The organism is Saccharothrix ecbatanensis (genome assembly GCF_014205015.1).
Lineage (GTDB): Bacteria > Actinomycetota > Actinomycetes > Mycobacteriales > Pseudonocardiaceae > Actinosynnema > Actinosynnema ecbatanense.
Genome location: NZ_JACHMO010000001.1, coordinates 7,604,998 through 7,621,749, shown reverse-complemented (window position 1 = coordinate 7,621,749; position 16,752 = coordinate 7,604,998). Strand labels below are relative to the sequence as shown.

16 protein-coding genes are annotated in these 16,752 nt (G+C 70.4%); 7 read left to right on the top strand and 9 right to left on the bottom strand.

What is annotated here, in order from left to right; genetic code table 11:
- Positions 1-22 precede the first annotated feature (22 nt).
- Complete coding sequence (locus F4560_RS33325) at positions 23-991, top strand: NAD(P)H-quinone oxidoreductase (RefSeq protein ID WP_184926926.1); 969 nt, start codon at positions 23-25, stop codon at positions 989-991.
- On the opposite strand, the gene F4560_RS33320 is transcribed toward F4560_RS33325, so the two are convergent.
- The 3 genes from F4560_RS33320 to F4560_RS33310 all read right to left on the bottom strand — a co-directional run bounded on the left by F4560_RS33320 (position 981) and on the right by F4560_RS33310 (position 3,168).
- Positions 981-1,184, bottom strand: coding sequence for a hypothetical protein (locus F4560_RS33320; RefSeq protein WP_184926924.1), 204 nt, complete (start codon positions 1,182-1,184; stop codon positions 981-983). The genes F4560_RS33325 and F4560_RS33320 overlap by 11 nt on opposite strands.
- 120 nt (positions 1,185-1,304) lie before the next feature.
- Positions 1,305-1,946 (bottom strand): class I SAM-dependent methyltransferase, encoded by a 642-nt coding sequence (locus tag F4560_RS33315; protein WP_184926922.1) that lies wholly within the window; start codon positions 1,944-1,946, stop codon positions 1,305-1,307.
- Positions 1,947-1,968: 22 nt separating this feature from the next.
- On the bottom strand, positions 1,969-3,168 hold the full coding sequence (locus F4560_RS33310; protein ID WP_184926920.1) for a cysteine desulfurase-like protein: 1,200 nt from the start codon (positions 3,166-3,168) through the stop codon (positions 1,969-1,971).
- A gap of 113 nt (positions 3,169-3,281) precedes the next feature.
- Here F4560_RS33310 and F4560_RS33305 point away from each other — a divergent pair, with 113 nt between their 5' ends.
- The 5 genes from F4560_RS33305 to F4560_RS33285 all read left to right on the top strand — a co-directional run bounded on the left by F4560_RS33305 (position 3,282) and on the right by F4560_RS33285 (position 7,042).
- Positions 3,282-3,836: a bacterial proteasome activator family protein gene (locus F4560_RS33305; protein WP_184926918.1), complete on the top strand. Its 555-nt coding sequence runs from the start codon at positions 3,282-3,284 to the stop codon at positions 3,834-3,836.
- Positions 3,837-4,080: 244 nt separating this feature from the next.
- Complete coding sequence (gene wzm, locus F4560_RS33300; RefSeq protein ID WP_184926916.1) at positions 4,081-5,001, top strand: galactan export ABC transporter permease subunit Wzm/RfbD; 921 nt, start codon at positions 4,081-4,083, stop codon at positions 4,999-5,001.
- A gap of 15 nt (positions 5,002-5,016) precedes the next feature.
- Positions 5,017-5,832 carry a galactan export ABC transporter ATP-binding subunit Wzt/RfbE gene (gene wzt, locus F4560_RS33295; RefSeq protein ID WP_184926913.1) on the top strand — a complete coding sequence of 272 codons (816 nt, stop codon included), beginning with the start codon at positions 5,017-5,019 and terminating at the stop codon, positions 5,830-5,832.
- Positions 5,833-5,841: 9 nt separating this feature from the next.
- Positions 5,842-6,738 (top strand): galactofuranosyltransferase GlfT1, encoded by an 897-nt coding sequence (glfT1, locus tag F4560_RS33290; RefSeq protein WP_184926912.1) that lies wholly within the window; start codon positions 5,842-5,844, stop codon positions 6,736-6,738.
- A 91-nt stretch (positions 6,739-6,829) separates the two neighbouring features.
- Positions 6,830-7,042 (top strand): hypothetical protein, encoded by a 213-nt coding sequence (locus F4560_RS33285; protein ID WP_184926910.1) that lies wholly within the window; start codon positions 6,830-6,832, stop codon positions 7,040-7,042.
- A gap of 7 nt (positions 7,043-7,049) precedes the next feature.
- On the opposite strand, the gene F4560_RS33280 is transcribed toward F4560_RS33285, so the two are convergent.
- The 6 genes from F4560_RS33280 to F4560_RS33255 all read right to left on the bottom strand — a co-directional run bounded on the left by F4560_RS33280 (position 7,050) and on the right by F4560_RS33255 (position 15,462).
- Positions 7,050-7,349: a hypothetical protein gene (locus F4560_RS33280; RefSeq protein ID WP_184926908.1), complete on the bottom strand. Its 300-nt coding sequence runs from the start codon at positions 7,347-7,349 to the stop codon at positions 7,050-7,052.
- A gap of 127 nt (positions 7,350-7,476) precedes the next feature.
- Entirely contained in the window at positions 7,477-9,339 is a 1,863-nt protein-coding gene (locus F4560_RS33275) for a glycosyltransferase (RefSeq protein ID WP_312869628.1), read from the bottom strand.
- A gap of 60 nt (positions 9,340-9,399) precedes the next feature.
- Complete coding sequence (locus F4560_RS33270; RefSeq protein ID WP_184926906.1) at positions 9,400-11,271, bottom strand: glycosyltransferase; 1,872 nt, start codon at positions 11,269-11,271, stop codon at positions 9,400-9,402.
- Positions 11,272-11,277: 6 nt separating this feature from the next.
- Positions 11,278-12,465: a UDP-galactopyranose mutase gene (gene glf / locus F4560_RS33265; RefSeq protein ID WP_184926904.1), complete on the bottom strand. Its 1,188-nt coding sequence runs from the start codon at positions 12,463-12,465 to the stop codon at positions 11,278-11,280.
- Positions 12,466-12,546: 81 nt separating this feature from the next.
- Positions 12,547-14,487 (bottom strand): DUF6541 family protein, encoded by a 1,941-nt coding sequence (locus tag F4560_RS33260; protein ID WP_184926902.1) that lies wholly within the window; start codon positions 14,485-14,487, stop codon positions 12,547-12,549.
- Positions 14,488-14,649: 162 nt separating this feature from the next.
- Positions 14,650-15,462: a glycosyltransferase family 2 protein gene (locus F4560_RS33255; RefSeq protein ID WP_512700356.1), complete on the bottom strand. Its 813-nt coding sequence runs from the start codon at positions 15,460-15,462 to the stop codon at positions 14,650-14,652.
- A 37-nt stretch (positions 15,463-15,499) separates the two neighbouring features.
- On the opposite strand from F4560_RS33255, the gene F4560_RS33250 reads away from it, so the two are divergent.
- Positions 15,500-16,744 carry an MATE family efflux transporter gene (locus F4560_RS33250; protein ID WP_184926898.1) on the top strand — a complete coding sequence of 415 codons (1,245 nt, stop codon included), beginning with the start codon at positions 15,500-15,502 and terminating at the stop codon, positions 16,742-16,744.
- Positions 16,745-16,752 lie beyond the last annotated feature (8 nt).

Here is a 16,752-nt window from a genome sequence, read left to right as displayed (position 1 = left end):
GCGACCGGATTACCGTCGACCCATGCGCGCGATCACCATTCGTGAACCCGGCGGGCCCGACGTGTTGGCGTGGACGGAGGTTCGGGATCCCGAACCGGGCCCCGGCGAGGTGCTGCTCGACGTGGCCGCGACCGCGGTGAACCGGGCCGACCTGCTGCAACGCCAAGGCCACTACCCGCCGCCGAAGGGCACGTCGGACGTGCTGGGCCTGGAGTGCTCGGGCACGGTCGCGGTGCTCGGTGACGGCGTCACGGACTGGCGGGTCGGGGACGAGGTGTGCGCGCTGCTCGCCGGCGGCGGGTACGCGGAACGGGTCGTCGTCCCGGCCGCCCAACTCCTGCCGCTGCCCGAGGGCGTGGACCTGGTGACGGCCGCGTCGCTGCCCGAGGTCGCGTGCACGGTCTGGTCGAACGTGGTGATGCTGGCGGGGCTGACGAGCGGTGAGACGTTCCTCGTCCACGGTGGCGCGGGCGGGATCGGCACGCACGCCATCCAGGTCGCCAAGGCGCTGGGCGCGCGGGTCGCCGTCACGGCGGGTTCGGCGGAACGGCTCGCGCGGTGCGCCGAACTGGGCGCGGACGTGCTGGTGAACTACCGCGAGCAGGACTTCGTGGCCGAGGTCGGCCGGGCGGACGTGGTGCTGGACAACATGGGCGCCGCGTACCTGGACCGCAACGTGGACGTGCTCGCGCCGGACGGCCGGCTGGTGATCATCGGCATGCAGGGCGGGGTGAAGGCCGAGCTGAACATCGGCAAGCTGCTGGCGAAGCGGGCGAGCGTGAGCGCGACCGGCCTGCGGTTCCGGCCCGTGGACGGGCCCAGCGGCAAGGGGCGCGTGGTGGCCGAGGTGCGCGAGCACGTGTGGCCGATGATCGCGTCCGGCCGGGTCAAGCCCGTCGTGCACGACGTGATGCCGATCGAACGGGCCGCCGACGCCCACCGCGCGCTGGAGGGCAGCGGCGTGTTCGGCAAGCTCGTGCTCACGGTCTGAGGTGCGTGAGCAGTTCCTGCGCGTCGGCGTCGGGACTGATCAACACCACCCACCCCGGCAACGCCCGCAGCCGGTTGCGGTGCGGTGGCGAGGACGCGAGCGCCGCGCGCAGCGACCCGATCGCGGCCGTCCGCTGCCCGTAGCCGGCCAGCTTGCGGGCGGCGGCCAAGGCCTGATCCTCCTCGGTCCGCACGAGCACGCACCGCCTGGCGGACGTAGACGTGGACCAGCTTGGGCTTGCGCACGCCGAGCAAGTCGTAGGGCAGGTCCTCGGTGGCCTCGCGCTGGGCGTCCAGCAGGGCGGCAGCACGCGTCAGTCCAACGCGTTCGCGGTGGCCAGGGAGGTTCGGGGAGTGGTGCGGAAACGCAGCGCGAACTCTTCGGCCCACCGCACCAGCACGGTCTGCTCATCGGGCCGTTCGGCGTCGTCCACCAGCACCGCCGCGCCGGGCGCGAGCACGCCGCGCAGGACGGGCAGCGCCGGGTAGCGGGCGTCGCCCAGCAGGGGTCCGTCGACCAGCAGCGCGTCGACCAGCCCGTACCGCTCGACGAACGCCGACACCTCGTCGTGCACGAGCTGCGGGTGGTACCAGTGGGCGTTGCCGAGGGCGGCGGGGTGCGGCGCCAGGGGTGCGTGGACGACGCGCGCCACGTGGCCAAGGCCCTCCCGGCGCAGCTGGCTGGCCACGAACGCCGCCGTCCGCTCGTCGTGCTCGACGGACAGCAGGTGGCCGAACCCGCGCCGCGCCAGCAGCCGCGCCAATACGACCGACGACGCGCCGCACCCGCACTCCACCAGCACCGTGCGCGACCCGAGCAGCACCTCGTCCACCACGGCCGCGAGCGCGGCGGGCCGCAGTTCGTGCGCGGTGTTGGGCAGGTACTCCGACATCAGGGGAGCCAGGCGGTGCAGTGCGGCGAGGTCGGCCAGCTCCCGGGATAACAGGTCGTCCACCCAACCCCCAGTCTCAGCGCCCTCAGCCGAGCTCGGCGACCGCCCGCACGAGCTCGTCCACTTCCACCGCGTTCGTGTAGTGCGCCAGGCCGACGCGGATGGCGCCGCCGACCTCGCCCACTCCCAGCACCGAGAAGACGCCGTGCTGCCCCGAGTCGGCGAACGCGCAGACGCCGCGTTCGGACAGGTGCTCGACGCCGTCGGTCGCCTTCACGCCGGCCACCGTGAACGCCAGGGCCGGCACGCGGCGCATGGCGTCCCCGATCACCATGACGTGACGGAGCGATCGCAGTTCGTTGATGAGATTAGCCAGAAGTCCGGCCTGATAGGCCTTCACCGAACCCAACGAAGTGAGCACGCGCTCGCGCCGCGGGCCCACCGCGGCGTCGTCCATCCCGGCCAGGTACTCCACCGAAGCGACCAGACCGGCCAGCAGCGGGTAGGCGTGCGGGCCGAGTTCCAGCCGCTCCGGGCCGCGCGCGCCGGGCTCGACCGCCACCGACGGCAGCATGTCGAGCAGGGACGGGTCGCGGAACACGAGCGCGCCGACCGGCGGGCCACCCCAGTTGTTCGCCGAGACGGCCACCACGTCGGCGCCCATCGACGTGATGTCGAGCGGCACGAACGGCGCGGCGGAGGAGGCGTCGACGACCACCAGCGCGTCCGTGCGGCGGGCGGCGTCGGCGATCTTGCGCAGATCGGGGCGGGTGCCCACGGAGCCGGACGCGGCCGTCACGGCGACCAGCTTGCACTTGGACGTGACCAGGTCGTCGTACTGCCAGGCGGGCAGCTCGCAGGTCTCGATGTCCACCTCGGCCCACCGGACCACGCTGCCGGTGCGCTGCGCCGCCCGTTGCCACGGCGCGATGTTGGCCGGGTGGTCGAGCCGGGACACCACGACCTCGTCACCGAGGAACCAGCCTTCGGACAACGCGTCGGCCAGCCGTTGCAGCAGCACCGCCGAACTCGGGCCGAGCACCACACCGGCGGGATCGGCGCCGACCAGGTCCGCCACCGCCCGACGGGCCGCGTCGACGATCGCCTCGGCGCGTTGTGAAGCGGGGAATATGCCACCCGGCCCGGAGACGGGTGCGCGCAGCGCGGTGGAGACGGCCGTGGCCACCTGTTCGGGTACTTGCATTCCCGCAGGAGCGTCCAGATGAACCCAGCCGTCGCCGAGCGCGGGGAAGAGCCCACGGACCCGGGCGACGTCGAACGCCATGCCGCACACCGTACGGAGGAGTCCCGCGCGAGCGACAGCAGGGGCGGGCGGTTCGCGGTCCGATCCCTGCCCCGGTTCGGCGTGCGCCACCCGATCGGGCCAGGATGGGAGGTATGAGTGAGGCAGCCCGAGGTGATCAGGTGGAGAACGAGCGGCACGTGGTGGTGGTAGGCCCGGACGGGACGCCGGTGGGCGCCGCGCGGGTGCCGTCGGGTGACGACGTGGGCGGTCAGGACGTGACGGACCTGGTCGAGCAGCCGGCGAAGGTCATGCGCATCGGCACGATGATCAAGCAGTTGCTGGAGGAGGTGCGCGCGGCTCCTCTCGACGAGGCCAGCCGCAACCGGCTCAAGGAGATCCACAAGCGGTCGATCGACGAGCTGGAGGACGGGCTGGCGCCGGAGCTGCGCGACGAGCTGGAGCGGCTGTCGCTGCCGTTCACCGAGGAGAGCACGCCCTCGGACGCCGAGCTGCGGATCGCGCAGGCCCAGCTGGTCGGCTGGCTGGAGGGCCTGTTCCACGGCATCCAGACCGCGTTGTTCGCGCAGCAGATGGCGGCGCGGGTGCAGCTGGAGCAGATGCGCGGGCGGGCGCTGCCGGCCGGCACGGGTGGCGGGGACCACGGTTCGGAGACGCCGCACGTTCGGGGCACCGGCCAGTACCTCTGAGTCCGCTCCTCCGGGTCCACCGGCGCGATCGACAGCCGGTCCCATCGGCGGCCGATGCACTGGATAACCGGCCTGGCGGGTGTGCAACACGCAGCCGACCAGCGACGACTACTGAACGTGCGCGCGCAGTCACCGCCAGGTGACCGAACGGACGGCCAGGACCGGCGGCGGGCGCGCGGGGGTGACCTCACCGTGACAGCCCGGCGACAGCCGCACCACCCCGTCGCCGGTAGTCTCAATCCTCGTGCAACCCACGAGTACGGTCGACCGACCAGAGGCTCCCCTCGCGCCGAACTCGCGAACCTTCGCGCGCGCGTTCGCCGATGTGCGGGACGCCTGGCACCATCGCGAGCTCTGGGCCCACCTGGGCTGGCAGGACATCAAGCAGCGCTACCGCCGCTCGGTGATCGGCCCGCTGTGGATCACCATCTCGATGGGCACCACGGCGCTCGCGCTCGGTCTGCTGTACTCGCAGCTGTTCGGGCAGCAGCTGAACACGTTCCTGCCGTACGTCACGGCCGGCTTCATCATCTGGAACTTCATCCTCGGCGTGGTCTCCGAGGGCACCGACGTGTTCATCGCGAACGAAGGGCTGATCAAGCACCTTCCCGCGCCGGTGACGGTGCACGTGCTGCGCATGGTGTGGCGCCAGGTGCTGTTCTTCGGGCACAACCTGGTCGTCTACTTCATCGTGCTCGCGGTGTACTACCCGGCGCTCTCGAAGCCGTACTCCATGGGCGGCGACGAGCTGAACAGCCACCCCGGCCTCTCGTGGACGATGGTCCTGGCCATCCCGGCGTTCGCGCTGATCGTGGTCAACGCGGTGTGGGTGGCGCTGCTGTTCGGCATCATCAGCACCCGCTTCCGGGACATCCCGCCGGTGATCCACAGCTTCATCAACCTGATCTTCTTCATGACGCCGATCGTCTGGCACGTCGGTGTGCTCAACAAGGTCACCGGCGACGGTGGCGAGGCCAGCTGGAAAGTGCTGATCGCCGAACTGAACCCCCTCTACCACTTCGTGGAGATCGTCCGCGCGCCCTTGCTCGGGCACACGCAGGAATGGCACCACTGGGTCGTCGTCGGCGGGTTCACCATCGTGGGCTGGGCACTGGCGTTGATCGCCATGCGCAACTACCGTGCCCGCGTCTCCTACTGGGTCTGAGTGAGGCCGCAACACATGGTTGGCATCGACGTTTGGAACGCCTCGGTCGACTTCCCGATCTTCGACGCCAAGTCGAGATCGCTGAAGAAGCTCGCACTGGGCAAGGTTGGCGGCAAGATCGGCTCCGAGGGCCGGGTGCCGATCATCGAAGCGCTGCACGACATCAACATCTCGTTGCGGCACGGTGACCGGGTCGGCCTCGTCGGGCACAACGGCGCGGGCAAGTCCACGCTGCTGCGGCTGCTCGCGGGCATCTACGAGCCCACGCGGGGCAGTTCGCGCATCGTCGGCAAGGTCGCGCCGGTGTTCGACCTCGGCGTCGGCATGGACCCGGAGATCTCCGGGTTCGAGAACATCATGATCCGCGGCCTCTTCCTCGGCATGAGCCGCAAGGAGATGGAGAAGCGGGTCGACGACATCGCCGAGTTCACCGAACTGGGCGACTACCTCTCGATGCCGCTGCGCACCTACTCCACGGGCATGCGGGTGCGGCTGGCGCTGGGCGTGGTCACGTCGATCGACCCGGAGATCCTGCTCCTGGACGAGGGCATCGGCGCGGTCGACGCGGCGTTCCTGGAGAAGGCGCGCGACCGGCTGAACGACCTGGTGAGGCGGTCCGGCATCCTGGTGTTCGCCTCGCACTCGGACGACTTCCTGGTCGAGCTGTGCAGCACGGCCATCTGGATGGACGAGGGCCAGGTCAAGATGCACGGGTCGCTGCGCGACGTGGTCACCTCCTACAAGGGGCGTGACCCGTACGAGCACCTGAGCGAGGCGACGTTGGAGCGGATCGGTCAACCGCGGGTGCTGAGCGGAAACGGTGGCGAATAGGTGAGCGTGGTGAGCGCACTGCCGAAGGGCTCCGTCGTCGGGGTGGTGGTGACCCGACATCGGCGGGAGCTGCTGACCGACTCCTTGAAGGTCCTCGCGTCGCAGACCAGAGCGCTCGACCACCTGGTCGTCGTGGACAACGGGCCCGACCAGCCGGTGGACGACCTGGTCGCGCAGTGCCCGATCCCGACCACCTACCTCGCCTCGCACCGCAACCTCGGCGGCGCGGGCGGGTTCGCGCTGGGGATGCTGCACGCCCTGTCGATGGGCGCGGACTGGCTGTGGCTGGCCGACGACGACGGGCGTCCGGCGGACGAGACCGTGCTGGCCGTGCTGCTGGACGAGGCGAACCGGCGTGGGCTGGCCGCCATCTCGCCGGTGGTGGCGAACATCGACCGGCCGGAGAAGCTGGCGTTCCCGCTGCGGCGCGGACTGACCTGGAAGCGGAACACGTCCGAGCTGGGCACCGACTTCCTGCCGGGCATCGCGTCGCTGTTCAACGGCGCGCTGTTCAAGGCGTCCACGGTCGACGTCGTCGGCGTGCCGGACTACCGGCTGTTCTTCCGCGGCGACGAGGTGGAGATCCACCGTCGGCTGGTGCGGACCGGGTTGCCGTTCGGCACGTCGTTGAAGGTCGCCTACCTGCACCCCGACGGGTCGGACGAGTTCAAGCCGATGCTCGGCGGGCGGTTCCACGCGCAGGACCCGGAGAACGCCGTCAAGCGGTATTACACGTACCGCAACCGGGGTTACCTGCTGTCGCAGCCGGGAATGCGGAAGCTCGGCCTGCTGGAGGCGTTCCGGTTCGGGCTGTACTTCATCGGGGTGCGGCGCGACCCGAAGGCGTTCCTGGAGTGGTTGAGGCTGGTCCGGCTCGGCCGGCGGGAGCGCTTCTTCCGCAAGTGACCGGCTCGTCCGGGTGATGTTCAGCTTGACGCGGAATCGCTGACGGCGAACCTCTCTTGCCTGGTCACGCCCGTGCTGGTGGCATGGCGGTATGACTTCTGAAGCGCGTAAGACGGCCCTCGTGCTGCACCTGGCCGCGAACCCCAACCCCATTTCGATCAAGGTGTCCGCGGAGACCGTCGCCGATCTCGGCCCGCGGTTGATCCAGGTGGTGCGCAACGGCCACACCCAGTCCATCGAGACCGCCGACGGCAAGGAATTCGTGGTGAACTTCAGCCACGTGGTGGCCGCGCACTTCGAGTGAGCCGGAATTACGGCTTGATCCCCGGATTCGTCGGGTAGTGGTGCGCACGGGTGTCGTGCGCGGAGGCCAGCGCGAGGTTGTACCCACAACCCGTGCACACCGTCTCGTCGTGCTTGACCGCACGGCCACAGGACGGGCACTCACGGGTCCGGCGCCTGGCGACCAGCCAGAGGACGCCGAGCACGACGTCCGCGGCGACCCAGAGGAAGCCGGCCAGGGGCGCGCCACCGGCGATGACCCAGATCAGGAACAGCGCGTTGACCGCGAGGACGACCCACACCAGGGCCGGGAACCGCGAGGATCGCATGCCGGCTCCTTCCGGAGCAGGAGCAGTCGCGCCCGCGACACCACGAGCGCGTGGTGGTCCGACTGGAGTATGAGCCTCCGGCGTTCACCGGGTAAAGGGGTGGCGCGGGACGCCACCCCTTCGGCGGTCAGCGGTTCTGGTTCTCGAAGACCTTGCGCCACTGCTCGGCCGACGTGAGTTCGGGCAGGGCGTCCCGGTAGAGCCGGCGCAGCCGCGGCCACTCCCGGCCGAGCCTGCGGTAGTTGCGGACCGCGCGGGCCATCAGCGTGCGGAACTGCTCCGGGTCGCGCTTGTAGAACGCGACGCCGGTGCCGTCGGCGGTGGAGACGGTCGCGCTGTCCAGGTTGCCCAGCAGGAACCACCGGGCGTTCAGCGCCGGCACGTTGAGCTGGGGCCGGACGCCGGCGGACGGCTGCGGGGGGCGGAGGTTGTGCAGCACGGACTTCGCCGCCCGCACCGCGATGGTCGCCTTGCTCTTCGACGGCTGGAGCAGCGACTCGGCGCGCACCATGTCGAACGTCGGCGGCGGGAACTCGCGGGCCGATTCCAGCCGCTGGGCATCGCTGTACTCGGACCGCAGGGCGCGCACCATCGGCAACGCCGTCCGCAGCGAGTCGAACAGCCCCGCCGGCCCGTCCAGGAAGTCCTCGATGGCCTTCTGCTGCAACGCCACCGTCGAGTACTCCATCGACAGCAGGTGCCGCAGCGACAGCTTCAACCCGTGCTTGACGATCCCCGACCGCACGTCGTACGGGCTGTGCAGCGCCGCCAGGACGAGCCGGTTGCGGGTGTGGAAGTACGCCTGCCAGTCGGTCGAGTCGTTCTTGTCCGTCCACGGCATGTGCCACACCGCCGAACCCGGCAGCGACACCGTCGGGTAGCCGTGCTCCAGCGCACGCAGCGAGTACTCGGCGTCGTCCCACTTGATGAACAGCGGCAGCGGGTAGCCGATCCGCTGCACGACCTCGCGCGGGACCAGGCACATCCACCAGCCGTTGTACGTGGCGTCGACGCGCGGGTGCAGGGCGGGCGTCTCGCGCAGCGGCGACACGCTGAAATCGTGGTCGTTGACCGCGCCGGGCGCGGCCCGCCAGAAGCACGTGCCCAGGTCCACGATCTCCGCGGAGCTGTGCAGCCTGGTCCTGGCCTGGAGGTTCAGCATGTGGCTGCCGACGATGACCGGTGACGCGGCGGCGCGCGCGAACGCGTTGGACCGCAGCACCGCCTCCGGCTCCAACCGGATGTCGTCGTCCATCAGCATGATCTGGTCGGCGTCGGTGTTCTCGACCGCCTCGAACATGCCCCGGGTGAACCCGCCGGAGCCGCCCAGGTTGTCCTGCTCGATGACCTCCAGCCGGTCACCGAGACCGGCCGCCGCCTCCGCGAAACCCGGCACGGAACGGATCTTCGCGGTGCTCTGGTCGGCGATGAACACCTTGCTCAGCACGTCCAGCACGGCCGGGTCGCTGCCCAGCGCGCGCAACGCCTCGACCGCGTCGTGCGGGCGCATGCTGGCCATGCTCACCGCGACGGTCTTCGCGGGCAGCGGCTCGCGCACCACCCACTCGGCGTCGTCGATCTCCAGCACGGCCTCGTGCGTGAACGCGTCGAACCAGATCAGCCCGCCGTCCTCGAACGGCTTCAGCGAGACCGGGAACTCCAGCGCCGTCCAGTCCACCGCGTCCCGGACGAACGAGCCCTCCAGGTGCACGATGTCGCCGCTCGGCTTGGAGCGGTACACGTCGACCCGGCCGGAGCCGCGGACCCGCATCCGGAGCACGACCTCGTCGACGACCGTCCAGCGCTTCCAGTAGCTGGCCGGGAACGCGTTGAAGTACGTCCCGAACGACACCTTGGCGTGCTCGGGCACGGTCAGCCACCGGCGGGAACCGACCTGGCAGTGCACGTTCTCCGGCTCTTCCAGGTACATCGGCCGGACGTCGAGCGGGTCGTCGTCTCTCGGCAGGATGATCCGGTGCACTGCGTCCACGAGGGGTCCCTCCGGTGAGAAGCGGGGCGGACCGGGGTTCGGCCACGCCCCGCTGCGGGATCACAGGTCGTACAACCGCTTCCAGTTGTCCCGGCTGGTCAGGTCGTCCATCGCCTCGCGGTAGGTGTGCCGCATCTCGGGAGCACGCTGGTACAGCTCCCTGATCAGCTTGGCGCCCTGCTTGCCGAGCCGGATCGCCAGCTCGCGGTCGCGGCGGCGCACCCGCACGCCCTCCTGGGACGCGTCGGTCACCACGGCGGTGTTGAACGTCGACACGTGCCACCAGGCCGCGTCACCCGCGGGGATCGCGCCCACGTCGTGCGTGGACTTGCCGAGGTACTGGCCGACGAGCCGCTTGGCCAGCACCGCGATGTGCTTGCGGGGCACGCCCGGCGACGGGATCATCGGCAGGTCGCCGGACGAGATGCCGGGCACCTCGGACGCCGGGTGCTTGATCGTCTCGGGGAACTCGGCGCGCAGCTTGCGGATCTCCGACGCCGCCTCGACACCGCCGTCACGCAGCACCGAGGGACCCTTGAGGAAGTCCTCGATGGCCTTCAGCTGGGTCGCCGCCAGGCCGTACTGCATGCCGACCAGGTAGGTGGCGAGCTGCGCGGCCATGGCCCGGCAGATGCGCCTGGGGTCGAACCGGCTGTGCAGCGCCGACGTGATGAGGGCGTTGCGCAGGTTGAAGTACCGGTGCCAGTCGTCCCAGTCCTTCCAGTGGAAGTCGGCGTGCCAGACGCCGGCGCCGGGCAGGGTCACCGTGGCGAAGCCGTTGGCCCGCGCGCGGTAGCCGTACTCGATGTCGTCCCACTGGAAGAACATCGGCAGCGGGTAGCCGACGGCCTTCACGATCTCCGACGGGATGAGGCAGGACCACCAGCCGTTGTAGCCCGCGTCGACCCGGCGTTCCTGCATGTTCTTCTTGCCGGTCTCCTCGTCGTACGCGGTGAGGTCGACGTCGTGCAGGGCGCCGCGGACGATCTGGCCGGGCGCGAGCGTGTCGAGGTTCGCGTACTCCGCGCCCACGTGCAGGTGGTTGGGGTGCAACAGGTACAGCATCTGGCCGCCGACGATGACCGGCTGCGCGGTGCGGTTCGCGAACGCGGTCATCCGGATCACGATCTCCGGCTCGCACAGCACGTCGTCGTCCATGAACAGGACGTTGGCGTGCTCGGCCGCGCCGAGTTCGGTCACCTCGTACAGGCCGCGGGTGAAGCCGCCCGCGCCGCCGAGGTTGGGCTGCCGGATGTAGCGCAGCTTCGCGCCGAGCCGATCCGAGATCTCGGCGAACCGGGGCCGCGACTCGACCGGGTCGCTGCCCTGGTCCACCACGTAGATCGTGTCGACCAGGCTCAGCGGCTCCGCGTCGGAGGCAAGGCCGTCCAGCGTGTTGAGGCAGTCCTCGACCCGGTTGAACGTGCAGATGACCACGGCGGTGGGCCGGACGCGCTTCGGCGGCGCCACGGTCCAGCGGACGCGTTCGACGACCAGCCGCTCTTCACCGGTGACCACGTCGAACCACAGGCCGCCGCCGTCGGCGAACTTGTCGATCTTCGCGGACAGGCGCACGACCCGCGACTTCGCGCCGTCGACGGATTCCGCCGCGATCATGCGGGTCTCGCCGTCGGAGTCCGACGCGACGATCGACACCTGGCCCGAGCCGGTCAGCTCCAGGCTCAGCTCCACCTCCGGGCTCACGCACCACCGCTGCCAATAGGTGGCGGGGAAGCGCCCGAAGTAGGTGTTCATCGTGACGGTCGTGTGCGGGTGCACGACGACGCGATCGCGTTCGCGGTCCGCGATGCCGTGGGAGACCTCCGCGTAGAGGTCCGCCGACACGATCGGCGACGGCCCGGCGAACAGGCCGCGCTGGGTCAGCAGTTCCTGCGGCGCCTCGTGCTCGACGAGCTGGGAGTTGCCCGACATTCCGACTCAGTCCTCCAGCGAACCGTCCAGCGCCTGACCTGCGGTCAGGTGCGGGGCGATCTTGTTGTCGAAGACGCTCAGCGCGGAACCGATCGCCATGTGCATGTCCAGGTACTTGTAGGTGCCGAGGCGCCCGCCGAAGAGGACGTTGTGCTCGGCCGCTTCCCGCCGTGCCAGCTCGCGGTACCGCTCCAGCTTGGCCCGGTCGTCGGCGGTGTTGATCGGGTAGTACGGCTCGTCGTCCTTCTCGGCCGCGCGGGAGTACTCGCGCACGATGACCGTCTTGTCCGACGGGTACTCGCGCTCCGGGTGGAAGTGCCGGAACTCGTGGATGCGGGTGTAGGGCACGTCCGCGTCGTTGTAGTTCATCACCGGGGTGCCCTGGAAGTCGCCCACGGGCAGGACTTCCCGCTCGAAGTCCAGCGTGCGCCAGCCGAGCCAGCCCTCGCTGTAGTCGAAGTAGCGGTCCACCGGTCCGGTGTAGACGATCGGGGTGCCCGCCGGGATCTCGTCGCGGACGTCGAAGAAGTCGGTGTCGAGGCGGATCTCGATGTTCGGGTGGTCGGCCATCTTCTCCAGCCACGCGGTGTACCCGTCGACGGGCAGGCCCTCGTAGGTGTCGTTGAAGTACCGGTTGTCGAAGGTGTAGCGCACCGGCAGGCGGCTGATGACCGCCGCGGGCAGCTCCTTCGGGTCGGTCTGCCACTGCTTGGCGGTGTAGTCGCGGACGAACGCCTCGTACAGCGGGCGGCCGATCAGCGAGATCGCCTTCTCCTCCAGGTTCTGCGCGTCCTTGGAGTCGATCTCGGCGGCCTGCTCGGCGACCCACGCCCTGGCTTCCTCGGGGCTGAGGTACCGGCCGACGAACTGCGAGATCAGGCCGAGGCCCATGGGGAACTGGTAGGCCTGGCCGGCGTGCATCGCGTACACGCGGTGCTGGTAGCCGGTGAAGTCGGTGAACTGGTTGACGTAGTCCCACACCCGCTTGTTGGACGTGTGGAACAGGTGCGCGCCGTAGCGGTGGACCTCGATCCCCGTCTCGGGTTCCGGCTCGGAGTAGGCGTTGCCGCCGATGTGCTCGCGCCGTTCCAGGACCAGCACGCGCTTGCCGAGCTGGGAGGCGGTGCGTTCGGCGACCGTCAGACCGAAGAACCCGGAACCGACGACGATCAGGTCAAATCCAGCGAAGCTCACAGCACTTGAGGGTACGGTAGTGACGACCTGTGACCGTCCACACCCTGTGGGTGCATACAAGACCCGACCGGGTGGATAGGCTCACCGATTCCCGGCCGCTCCGGCACTCTCCGCGACGTGTTCCTGGCCTTCGATCTCATAGATCGTGGCCCCTTCGTTCTTGAACACCTGGCGGAAACCGCGGATCGCGTCGAGGTTCGCCAGACCCGGCGTGAGCGACTTCTCCAGCCGCACGTACCCCTTGCCGATGATCACGTAGCGGACCTTCAGCTCGTTCAGGTCCGCGCGCACCTCGGGGTCGGTGTTGATCTTGTTGAGGTTCCGCACGAGGTAGTTGTTCGGCGTGCCCTCGGGGGTGCCGTAGAACGTCCACTCGACCGGCTCGACCTCAGCCACCGCGTACAGCCAGGCGCTGCCGTCGAACACGTCGTTCAGCACCCGCTCGCCGGGCTTCACGCGTTCGCCGAGCCACCGGTACGCGGCCTGCTCGGCCTCGCTGACCACCGGCCCGTCGTTGTAGGCCTGCGCGAGGCGCGCGCTGTTGCGGTCCACGTACGCGCCGCTGAGCAGCGTGACCAGGAGGAAGAACGCCACGCTGACGGCCACCGACGCCCACGGCTTGCCGGCCAGGGCGGGCAGGCGGTCGCGGTACCGGTTGACCAGCCACGTGCCGACGGCGACCACGGCCACGCCGAACCCGATCGCGCCGGGCAGCGGCAGCAGCACGGCCAGCCGCCAGTGGTCGTTGTAGAAGACGCCGGTCAGCTTCTGGACCACCCGGCCCTCCAGCGACACCGTCGCCGCGTACAGGCCGCCGAACGCCAGCCAGACGCCGACCATCCACAGCATCTGCCCGCGCTTGACCATCACGACCATGCCGAGCAGGGCGGGCAGGCCGATCCACCACTGCGGGAAGGCGGCCACGCCGGAGAACGTCAGCATCTGCCCGAACGCGCCGGCGGGCGTCGCCTCAGACGGCCACACCATGGCGGCCACGCCGGTCGCCGCGCCCATCGACGGCAGCATGAGCGGCACGGCGGCCAGCCCGCCCAGCACGACCGTCCCGACCAACGTCGGCCACGCCCGCTTCCAGTCGATCGGCTCCAGGCGGAACACGCACGCCAGGAACACGATGCCGACCAGGCCGGCGACGATGAACGCGAGGCTCGGTTGCAGCCCGACGACCGCCGCGACGGCCAGCGCGAACGCCAGCGGACCGGTGACGCCGCGCGGCCGGACCAGGTAGGCGACCAGCGCGAGGATGGCGGGCAGCAGGGCGATGCCCGCGACGTACGGCCACAGCGGACCGCGCCACAGCGAGTCGTACGGGAACGGCGAGAACCAGGTGGACACGGCGGCGGCGAACGCCACCACCCGGGCGGGCAGCTTCCACGCCAGGCCCATCGCGGCGATGCCGACCGGCCAGATCAGCACCGTGCTCAGCGCGCCGGCGTTGAGGACTTCCGGCAGCGTGATGCCCACCTTGTCCAGCAGCAGCGAGAGCAACTGGTGGTACGTGGCCGGGTAGAAGTAAGAGGTGTTCTCGGGCTGGTTGGAGATGACGCCGGCGGACGACACGAGGGACGCCTGGTGCTCGGCGAACCAGCGGACCAGGTTGCCGTGGTGCGGCGCGTCCCAGTCCTGGGCCAGCCGGTTCATCGTGCCGATGCCGCGCATGAACGTGACCGCGCCGACCGCGAGGCCGATGGCCAGGCCGGCCCCGACGACCAGGTGGCCGTTGCGGGAGACCTTGTGGTCGTCCTCGACGTGCGCGGGCCACCGGCGCTGGACCAGGGTCGTGACCAGCAGCAACAGTGCCGAGGCGAGCAGCGTCCAGGCGCCGAACGTGACGAGCGTCCACGAGAAGCCGAGCTTGCCGAGCAGCAGCCCGCCGATCGAGACCAGGCCGTAGGTGAGCGCGGGCGCGGCGGCGGCGAGGGTCCAGCCGCGCAGCCGGATCGCCGCGCCGGCGAGCAGGCCCGGGACCCAGAGCAGCACCAGCACCAGCAGAGCAGCAGTCATCGCGATAGCAACCCGTCACTTGGCTTCGAGAGAGCGGTTCTCCTGCCGCAGCGACGGCGAGACTACTCGTGGCCCGCGCCTCCGGCGCCCGACCCCTTGGGTGTCATGGGCGTGGGTGTCACCAGCGCCGGTGTCACCAGCACGGCGTCACGAGCGTCGGTGTCACCAGCGCCGGTTCACGACCTGCACGCCCAGCCACGCCGCGTGCCGGGCCGCCACGCCCAGCCCGCTGACGCCGATGCGCTTGGCCAGCGCCTGCTTGCTGCGGCGCAGCAACTTCGTCTGCGGCCCCATCAACGCGCCCCGGCTGTACTGGTCGGGGTGCACCCGGTAGCCGACCAGGTCCTCGGGCACCACGTCGCCGTCGGCGCGGGCCATGATCCGCAGCCACAGGTCGTAGTCCTCCAGCCGCACGCAGCGCGGGTCGAACCCGCCCACCTCGGCCGCCAACTCCTTGCGCACCACCACGGTCGACGTGATCAGGCAGTTGAACAGCAACATCGTGCGCGCGACCTCGGGGCCGATCGCGGAGTGCATCTCGCCGACGAGCTGCCCGGACGGGTCGATCTTGTTCGCCCACGAGCCGACCAGGCCGAGACCGGGCCGCTGTTCCAGCACGGCGACCTGGCGCTCCAGGCGGTTCGGCATGCAGAGGTCGTCCGCGTCGAGGAACGCGACCAGGTCGTGCTTCGCCGCGTCCAGCCCGATGTTGCGGCCAACGGCGGGTCCGCTGCGCGGCTCGGGCGTCAGGTGCACCTGCACGCGGTCGTCGGGGAGGGTGCGGGCGGCGGCCCGGTTCTGCTCGCACTCGCCGTCGAGGACCAGCACGACCTCCCAGTCCTGGTGGGTCTGCTCGGCGACCGAGCGCAGGGTCTCGGCGAGGAAGTCCGCCTTGGGCGCGCACGGGATCACCACGGACACCGGCGATGGCATGGGGTTCTCCTGCTGCGGGAGGGATCGGCCGACGCCGTACAGTAAGGCCCGCTCACGCTCCCCTTAGCAGAGGACACCCGTGTCGGCGGCGAACGGATCACGGCTCGACGGTCTGCGCGCATTGGCCGGCACGGCCGTGCGGCAGTCCGCGGTCACCATCGACCAGCTGGTTTTCAGCGCCATCACCTTCGCCGTGCAGCTGGTCGCGGCGCCGGTGTCGACGGACGCCGAGTTCGGGGTGTTCTCACTGGTCGCGATCGTGCAGATCGGCCAGTGGTACCTGGGCCGGGCGATCGCTGCGGAGCCCTTGCTGGTGTCGAAGGCGGTGGCGAACGGCGACGCGCGCGGTGTGCGCGGCGCGGCGGCGACGTCGTTGCTGCTGGGCGTGGCGATCGGCCTGGTGTGCCTGGTGGTCGGGCTGATGCTGGACGGGCCTGCGCGCACGTTGCTGCTGATCCAGGCGTTGGCCTCGCCGTTCACCGCGGTGCTGGACCACGGCCGGTACGTGTCGTACGCGCGGCAGCGGCCGTTGCGGGCGCTGGCGTTGGACGGGGCCTGGCTGGTGCTGTTCCTCGGCGCGGTCGGGGTGACCCTGCTGGTGGGTGAGCTGGACGCGTCGTCCGTCTACTTGGTGTGGGCGTTGAGCGCGGTGCCGGTGGCGGCGGCCTGCGCGTGGCTGACCGGCGGGCCGTTCGGGTTCGGCGCGGTGCGCGGCTGGCTGCGTGACCGGCGGTCGCTGCTGCCCGGGTTCCTGATCGACGCCGTCTACCTGACCGCGGGCACGTGGGCCACGTTCGGCGTGACGGCGTGGGTCGTCGGCCTCGACGGGCTCGGCCTGCTGCGCAAGGCGCTGGTTCCGGTGACCGCGCTGACCGTGCTGTTCATCGGCATCAGCAACGCGCTGCTGGCGCACCTGGCCGGTCGGTCGGCGCGCGAGGTGGTGCGGGCGCCCATGCTGGTGTCCGGGTTGGCGGCGGTGGTCAGCCTGGTGTTCGCGGGCCTGACCCTGATCGCGCCGGACGACCTGATCACGGCCGCACTGGGCACGCCGTGGGACGGCCTGCGGCCGATCGTGCTCGTGCTGCTGGCCTACGCGTTCCTCCTGGCCACCGCTCAGACCGCGTTGGTCGCGGGCAAGGCGAGCGGCCGGGCGTGGCTCGGACCGCGGGTGCGCACCGTGCAATTCGTCACAGAAGTCGCTCTCGTGGCGCTGCTCGGTGTTTGGCTCGGAGTGATCGGGGTAGCCCTGGGGATGGCCGTGGCCTGGCTCACCGCCGCCGCGCTCGCCTGGGGTGGCCTGCTGGGACAGCGGGCCAGGGCCTAGATTCGTGG